This is a genomic window from Caballeronia sp. M23-90, from assembly GCF_053574605.1.
The window spans coordinates 1-7,626 of sequence record NZ_JBSIPA010000327.1; the positions used below are offsets into that span (position 1 = coordinate 1).

Annotated in this window: 6 protein-coding genes and 2 pseudogenes; 3 read left to right on the forward strand and 5 right to left on the reverse strand. The window is 60.2% G+C overall.

Annotated features, from left to right (window positions below; translation table 11 throughout):
- Window positions 1-125: 125 nt before the first annotated feature.
- The 3 genes and pseudogenes from ACRXB1_RS25335 to ACRXB1_RS25345 all read right to left on the reverse strand — a co-directional run.
- Window positions 126-398 (reverse strand): annotated as a pseudogene (locus ACRXB1_RS25335) (ribonuclease activity regulator RraA); the annotation flags it as partial.
- Window positions 399-420: 22 nt separating this feature from the next.
- Window positions 421-2,187, reverse strand: a complete 1,767-nt coding sequence (gene araD, locus ACRXB1_RS25340) for an L-arabinonate dehydratase (RefSeq protein WP_449493592.1) — start codon at window positions 2,185-2,187, stop codon at window positions 421-423.
- Window positions 2,188-2,294: 107 nt separating this feature from the next.
- On the reverse strand, window positions 2,295-2,972 hold the full coding sequence (locus ACRXB1_RS25345; RefSeq protein ID WP_449493593.1) for a TetR/AcrR family transcriptional regulator: 678 nt from the start codon (window positions 2,970-2,972) through the stop codon (window positions 2,295-2,297).
- Between the two features lie 192 nt (window positions 2,973-3,164).
- Here ACRXB1_RS25345 and ACRXB1_RS25350 point away from each other — a divergent pair, with 192 nt between their 5' ends.
- Window positions 3,165-3,596: a response regulator gene (locus tag ACRXB1_RS25350; RefSeq protein ID WP_375508267.1), complete on the forward strand. Its 432-nt coding sequence runs from the start codon at window positions 3,165-3,167 to the stop codon at window positions 3,594-3,596.
- 17 nt (window positions 3,597-3,613) lie between these two features.
- Here ACRXB1_RS25350 and ACRXB1_RS25355 read toward each other — a convergent pair whose 3' ends face one another.
- The gene (locus ACRXB1_RS25355; protein WP_449493596.1) at window positions 3,614-4,459 is read right to left on the reverse strand and encodes a phytanoyl-CoA dioxygenase family protein; all 846 of its coding nucleotides are present in this window, start codon (window positions 4,457-4,459) and stop codon (window positions 3,614-3,616) included.
- 211 nt (window positions 4,460-4,670) lie between these two features.
- Here ACRXB1_RS25355 and ACRXB1_RS25360 point away from each other — a divergent pair, with 211 nt between their 5' ends.
- Together ACRXB1_RS25360 and fliD are read left to right on the forward strand one after the other, a co-directional pair.
- Complete coding sequence (locus ACRXB1_RS25360; protein WP_449493594.1) at window positions 4,671-5,693, forward strand: TcdA/TcdB catalytic glycosyltransferase domain-containing protein; 1,023 nt, start codon at window positions 4,671-4,673, stop codon at window positions 5,691-5,693.
- Window positions 5,694-5,926: 233 nt separating this feature from the next.
- On the forward strand, window positions 5,927-7,444 hold the full coding sequence (gene fliD, locus ACRXB1_RS25365; protein ID WP_449493595.1) for a flagellar filament capping protein FliD: 1,518 nt from the start codon (window positions 5,927-5,929) through the stop codon (window positions 7,442-7,444).
- A 56-nt stretch (window positions 7,445-7,500) separates the two neighbouring features.
- On the opposite strand, the pseudogene ACRXB1_RS25370 reads toward fliD, so the two are convergent.
- Window positions 7,501-7,626: pseudogene (locus ACRXB1_RS25370) on the reverse strand (phenylalanine--tRNA ligase beta subunit-related protein); the annotation flags it as partial.

Genomic DNA, 7,626 nt, shown 5'->3' on the forward strand with positions numbered 1-7,626 from the left:
TTTGGGTGCTTTCTCAGCGCCGCTCGGCATGAAGACGAATTCGTCGCTCGTGCGCCCCGATGATTTCGTGTCGGCTGCCTTCTTCGTTTCGTCCTTCTTGCTTGACACGGCGAATTTTCTCTCTATGGCGCGCTCTCGACCGCCTTGCGTTGTGGATGGTCCGGGTCCTGAAACACCCCCACGTGATCGATGTCCTCACGCGCCGGAATATTGCGCAGCGTGAACGCAGGGCCGACAAGATTCGGCGCGCCCGGCTCCGGCTTCACGAGCGGAGCGACGCCTTGCAGGAAGACATTGCGCAAGCCGCGCTTGAACAACTGCGTGGTGAGCGTCGCCGTGCTGACATGGCGCAACAGTTCCAGCGCTTCGGCGCTGACGGCGGTATCGGAGGAAGTCATTTAGTCAGTACTCGGAATAAAATTAATGAATCTCGGGTTCGTCGCGATCGGCGTTCGTGGAGGCGGTGGCCGTCGTGGATGCCGTCAGCGGTTCTTCGAGGAAGTCGAAGTCGCAACCCTTGTTCGCCTGCGTGACATGAAGCTGGTGCATCACGCCGAACCCGCGTTCGAATGGCCGCTTCGGCGCTTTCCATGCAGCCTTGCGTGCGGCGAGTTCTTCGTCGCTGACATCGAGATGAAGGCGCCGGCCGGGGACATCGAGTTCTATCATGTCGCCGTCCCGCACCAACGCAAGCGGACCGCCTACGAACGATTCAGGCGCCACATGCAGCACGCACGCGCCGTAACTCGTGCCGCTCATGCGTGCGTCGGAGATGCGGACCATGTCGCGCACGCCTTGTTTCAGGAGCTTTTGCGGTATCGGCAACTGGCCCCACTCCGGCATGCCCGGTGCGCCGACGGGTCCTGCGTGCTGCAGCACGATCACGGACGCGGCAGTGATGTCGAGGTCTTCGTTGTCGATGCGCGCCGCCATGTCCGCGTAATCCTTGAATACCACGGCCGGGCCACGCGCTTTCAGCAGATGCTGTTCCATTGCGGCGGGTTTGATCACGGCGCCATCGGGGGCGAGATTGCCGGTCAGCACCGCGAGGCCATCGCGTTCCACGACCGGGTTGTCGCGCTTGCGGATGACGTCGGTATCGAAGATCTCCGCGCCTTCTATGTTCTCCGCGAGCGTCGTGCCGCTCACCGTCATTTGCGAACCGTCGATCAGCTTTCCCAGCTCCACGAGCAGCGCGCGCAAACCGCCTGCGTAGAAGAAGTCTTCCATCAGGTACTTGCCCGCCGGACGCAGGTTGGCGAGCACGGGCGTGATGCGCGCGAGTTCATCGAAGCGCGCCGTCGTCAGGTCGATCCCCGCGCGGCGCGCCACCGCCACCAGATGGACGATCGCGTTGGTCGATCCCGACATGGACAGCACGGTGGTGACGGCGTTATCGAAGGATTTGGTGGTCAGGATGTCCGATGGCTTCTGGTCCGTCCAGACCATCTCCACGATCCGCTGGCCAGTGAGCGAAGCGAACTGCGCGTGGCGCGAGTCGACAGCGGGTATCGATGAAAACCCCGGCAGGATCAGGCCGAGCGCCTCGGTGGCGGTGGTCATGGTCGATGCCGTGCCCATCGTCATGCAATGGCCCGGCGAGCGTGCGATACCACTTTCGATGCCCTTCCATTCCTCTTCCGTGATTTTCCCGGCGCGAAGTTCGGCCCAGTATTTCCAGGTATCGGACCCGCTGCCGAGCGTCCGGCCGTTCCAGTTGCCGCGCAGCATTGGGCCGGCGGGCAAGAAGATGGTCGGCAAGTTCATGCTGATGGCACCCATCAGCAAGCCGGGCGTGGTCTTGTCGCAACCGCCCATCAGGACACAGCCGTCGAACTGATACGACTTCAGCAGTTCCTCGGTTTCCATCGCGAGGAAGTTGCGGTAAAGCATGGTGGTTGGTTTCTGGAACGGCTCGGCAAGCGTCATGACCGGCATTTCGACCGGGAAGCCGCCGGCTTGCCAGACGCCGCGCTTGACCTCTTCCACGCGCTGCTTGAAGTGCGTGTGGCACGAGTTGATTTCGCTCCACGTGTTCACTACCGCAATGACGGGTTTGCCCATGTAATCGGACGGGTGATAGCCCATTTGCGCGGTACGCGACCGATGCCCGAACGAGCGCAGGTCATTCACGCCATACCAACGAAAGCTTCGAAGTTCTTCTGGGGTTTTACGTTTTGGGGCCAAGCTTTTCTCCCAGGCCGGGTTGTATCGTGAACGGATGGTAACGCTATCATTTCAGTTCGTCCGTAGGGGGTTTTACGGACGAACTGGTCGATCAGCGAGTGCGGCGCCTACCCAATCCGCATTTGTTCGATGGTCGCATCGACCAGCGCGTCAGCGCTTTCCACGCCGTCGGCTGCGAGCGCGAGGCCGTTCAGGCGTCCATCGATAAGCAAGGTGGCGAGGCCGTGCACATAAGCCCAAGCGGCGGTCATGGCGACGGCGCGGGTGGCATCGAGTTTGGGCGGTGGCTGCGTCGCTTCCGGGGTGTCATCGGTGACATCGGATAAAGCCAGCGCCGATGCGCGCCGCGCCTCGACCAGCGATGGACGCGTGTTGTCGAGCATTTCCGCTCGCGACATGAGCCGGAACAAATCCGGGTTCGTCACCGCGAAACTCACGTAGCCGCGCGCAATGGCACGGCGCCGTTGCGGCCCGGGCTGCAGGCCATGCGCGTGTTTCGCCATGGTTTCGGTGAGACGAAGATGGCCGCTTGCTGCGAGTTCGCTCAGGACGCCCGCGGTATCGCCGAAATGATGTTGGGGCGCCGTGTGCGACACGCCGGCTTCGCGCGCGATGGATCGCAGGCTCAGCCCGCTGATGCCGTCATGGCGAAGCACGGTTTCAGCCGCCGCCAGCAGCGCGTTGGGGAGCGAACCATGGTGATAGGGCTTTTGCGCGGACGTTACATCAGCGGACTGCGTTTTCTTCGACCGGGAAACCGCTGCGAGTTTTCGGCTTTCGTTCATAGGGAATCACGGACAAGGAGATGAGAGGGGCTTCAAAAACTTTCCAACGGAAACATGCTCGCGGCGTGCGCTGCGATTGTCAACTGCTTTTCTCGCGCTTGTAACAATGACCCGCACGCCGCAGACAAATACGCCGGACGTGCGCCACGGCTGCGCGGGCGTCACCTGGCATTGTCGTTGCATAGCTTGACCGTGAACGCGCGATCTCGTTCATCCCACCTGCCAGCAGGACGAAAACTCCGAGCAGAAAAACCGCTTAATACCGAGGGAATCGTGCATATCCTTTTTATCGACGACCATAAAGATTCAGCCGATGCATTTGGCGAAATAGCCTCGGGCCTGGGACACAAAGTGCAGGTGGCGTATGACGGCCGCGCCGCGCTGGAGCTGACGCAAGCGCAGAGCTTCGACGTGGTTTTCTTCGACATCGAACTGCCGGACGCCGACGGCCGCGAACTTTGCAGGAAGGTGCGCGAAGACGGTGCATCGCGTGACGCATGCGTGATCGCGGTGACCGGGCGCACCGATCTGCGCGACGATGACCTCGAACCGTTCGACGGATATCTCCACAAACCGATCAGCGCCGGCGCTTTGGAACGGGCGCTGCGGTTTTCCGAAGGGTAAATCGATAAACCCGCGCCCTAACGCCCTGCGTTCGTGCGCCCCTCTGCGTTCGTCGCGACAGCGACGGCGTCGAGATTTTGCGGGTATGGAAAATTCAGGCCGAGCAACTGGCGCATCGTCGGACTGGCGTTTTTCACAAACGCCTCGCCGGCCATCGCGCGCAGGTCTTCCATCGGCTTGACGAACTTCGGCAGGTACTGGATCAGCACGGCGCTGCGGTCCTGCGTGCTGTGATTCGGCATCGCGCAGTGCCACGTCGCGCCGAAAAACACGATCGCGTCGCCCGGGTCCGCTTCCATCCGTTCGCAGCGTTCGAAGAATGCATCGCCATCGCCGGGATATCGCAGTTCGTGCTGCGTGTGAGGCACGAACGCGGTCGCGCCGGACAGCGGCGTGAATGGATCGAGTGGAATGGTGACTTGTGCGTTGAGCGGAAAGCTGGTGTTGATGCCGACCGGAAACGTGCCGGGTGCATGAAAATCCCAGTATGGATAATCGATATGCGGTTCCTGTCCCGGCCCGTCCGGCAGAATCCGGTTGGCGGCAATCGATCCCATGATGAAGTCATCGCCGAGAAAAAGCCGCATTGCTGCAACGATCACAGGATGCTCGGCCATCTCTGAAAATACACTGCCTTTAGCCAGCAGATTCCAGACACGCCGCTGCAAATGCAGCCGTTGCTCTTGTGCTGCCTGCCCCTGGAAATGCGTGACGGTCTGCGCGCGATCGTCGGAATGCGCCATCACGACACGGCGCGCCTCCGCGACCTGCGCTGCGCTGAACGCTCCTCGAACGCGAACCGCGCCGGGACCGCGCAAAAGTGCTTCGACCACGGCCTCGGGGGTCATGGCATCGGCCTGCATGCTGTTCACGGCTGTCTCCTTGTTTTTCACCACGGCGCTTCGGCCGCTGGTACGGACAAGCATAGAAGAGCGTTCACGCCAGTGCAACGCAATTTTCACCTGTATTTAACATGGAATTTTCATTCCAAATCATTTTTTGCGGTGCCAGCGTAATGGAATATGCCAAGGGGCTTGAGTGTTTCTCCTGAACGACAGACTTCAGGAATCCGACGTGAAAGCCATACCCAAGAAGCTGCATATCATCTGGATCGGTAACGACATCCCGCAACGCAATCGTGACTGCATCGCAAGTTTTCCGGCTAAAAATCCCGACTGGGAAGTCAATCTCTGGATCGATGCAAAACAGTTGCTGACAGGCGAACGGCGCCGCGCTGCGACCGCGCACTACACGGCGCAGAACAACGGCGCGGGCGTGAGCGCGGACCAGTGGAAAACGGTCGCCGAGCACGTGGGAAAAGACGGCGACGATCGTGCCACGATGAAATACCTGCAGGAATTCCTCAACTACCGTGGTGAAGCATTGCAGGGCATGCGCGTGCAGAAGGTCAATTCGATCATGGCCTTCTGCAACAGCAATCGCATCAAGCTGCGGGAGGTGGAGCGCGACCTGAACATGGGCAAGACCGCGCCGATCTACCGCCGGGAGCTGGTCGAACGCGGCGGCAATTTCGGCGCGGCGAGCGACATCCTGAGAATCGAGATCCTGATGCAGTACGGGGGCGTCTATGTCGATACCGACGTCTCCTGCGCAAGTAAGCTTGGATCGATCGTTTGTCACGAGTCGTATCCACGATTCTCGGCCGTCAATTACGCCTGGAAGGACGGCGTCAGCCAAAGCGACTGGGAATCGGACGCATGGTGGGCGCGCAAGGTCGGCGGCCAGACGCCGGCAATCAGCAATTCGGTCATTGCCTCTCACCCGAGGTGCAAGGGGATGAAGACCTACAAAGCCATGATCCAGAGCAATTTCAAATCGCTCAAGAGCGACACGGCGCGGCGCGATCTCTATTTCAACGATATCCGCACAAGCACGATTCAGATGACGGGGCCGACCGCGGCCTCGAAAGGATCCGGATTCGCGAAAGCCAAGGAGAAAATGGAAAACGGCGTTGCCGGAATTACTACGCAGGATGAATTGACGCTAAAGCAGGCAAGGGACAACGCTTTCATGCGGGAAAACTGGTACTTCCCGATGTATATGGTCGTCGATCGCTATTTCCATGACTGGCTTTAGCATCGAATCAATTGAGCGCATGCCTTTGAACGTTAATTATATGAATAAAATAGCAAGTAAACTGTAAGCTGGATTAAAATCCGTTACACGACGTTTGACGCGGCCAGAAAGAGTGAATGCCAGCTGTTTTTTGCGTCCGTCTGTCGAATTTCACACGTTCGTCATATCAAGCAAGGCCACTAACGCATGGCTCCTGCCTGATTCGCGGCGCGACAAAAATAACGGAGCAATGCATGAGCACGATCTCTTCATCCAGCGTGAATCCGAACAGCGCCGTCCAGCAGGCGGCGCAATCGATCATCAGCGGCTCGACCGGAAGCAAGACCGACGTGAACGCGCTCGTCACCGCCCTCGTCAATGCGAAGGTGGCGGGTCAGACGGCAGCGCTCACCAACAAGACCAAGTCGGACAACACCCAGCTTACGGCGCTTGGTCAGTTGAAGTCGGTAATGTCGCTTTTGCAAAGCTCGATCGCCTCGCTTTCCGACGGCACGACGATGTCCGCATTCACCGCAATCGGCGACGGCAAGGGCATCACCGCCAAGGGCACGAAAGGCGCTGTGGCAGGATCGTATTCGGTCCAGGTATCGAATATCGCGACGTCGCAATCGGTTACGTCGGGCGCGTTCAAGGCGGGCAGCACGCTCGGTGCCGGCACGATGACACTGTCGGTCGGCGGCAAGAGCATGTCCATCAACGTGGATTCGAACAACAACACGCTCGCCGGCATTGCCTCGGCCATTAATTCGGGCAAAGGCAATCCGGGGATCACCGCGGCGATCGTCAATGGCACGGACGGCGCGCACCTGGTGCTGCGGTCATCGTCGACGGGGGTGTCCAACGGGATCAATATTTCGATCGCGGGCGCCGGCCCGGACGATGCGCTGAACGATCTGGCCATGACCTCGGGCACCGTGTCCGCGCCGGCGAACAGCGCGGAAACGGCCGGCAATTACACGGGCTCGGCCACAAGTGCCGCGACCGGCAAGTGGTCGCAAAGCGTCGCGGGCCAGGATGCGAACTTCACGATTGCGGGCACCGCCGGCACGAGCGCGAGCAACACGATCACGACTGCGCTGAGCGGCGTATCCATGACGCTCGATTCAGCCTCGGTCGGCACTACGCAAACGCTGACCGTCGCGCAGGATACGACGGGCGAGGCAACCGCCATCAACGCCTTCGTTACGGCGTACAACAACTACATCGGCACGGTGAAGACGCTGACCTCGTTCGATTCGAGCCAGCCGAAGGGATCGCAAGGCGGCACGCTTCTCGGCGACGCCATGATGAACACCATTCGCAATACGCTTGCCGGCGTGTTGAGCAGCGGCGTCGGCAAAGGGGCATCGTCGATCAACCTTGGGTCCATCGGCATCACGCTCAAGCCGGACGGCACGCTCAAGACCGATGCCGACGCGCTGAACGCCGCGTTGAAGAGCGATCCGACGAAGGTATCGCAGCTTTTCAATTCCACCGATGGCGTCGGCACGCAGATGAACGACAACCTGACGTCGTTCCTGTCGACGGGCGGTATCGTGGAGACACGCTCGAGCGCGCTCACCGCCGACCTCAAGAAGCTGGTCACCAAGCAAACGGCGCTCGACGCACTCACCGCGCAGCTCACGACCGCATACAACGATCAGTTCACGTCGCTCAACACACTGATGGCGAATTCGCAGATGAACGCCAGCTACCTCACCGCGCTGTTTGGCGGCACGAACAGCGCCGGTTCGCTAGCGAACAACAAGTAACTCGCAACGGGTTTTACTGATGGAAGGCCGGCCTCGCGAGCCGGCCGCCGAGCAATGAGCAGCTTGAGCGTCTCGCCCTTCTTGCCCCAGCGCACTTCGATTCCGCCGTGGATCTTGTCCAGGTCGAACACATGCGACGGACGGCCAAGTTCGAGCATTACGTAATTAGAGATATCGACGAG

Coding starts and splice junctions, on each gene's coding strand:
- ACRXB1_RS25345 (WP_449493593.1), bottom strand. CDS start 2,972: ATGAACGAAAGCCGAAAACTCGCAGCGGTTTCCCGGTCGAAGAAAACG.
- ACRXB1_RS25355 (WP_449493596.1), bottom strand. CDS start 4,459: ATGCAGGCCGATGCCATGACCCCCGAGGCCGTGGTCGAAGCACTTTTG.
- fliD (WP_449493595.1), top strand. CDS start 5,927: ATGAGCACGATCTCTTCATCCAGCGTGAATCCGAACAGCGCCGTCCAG.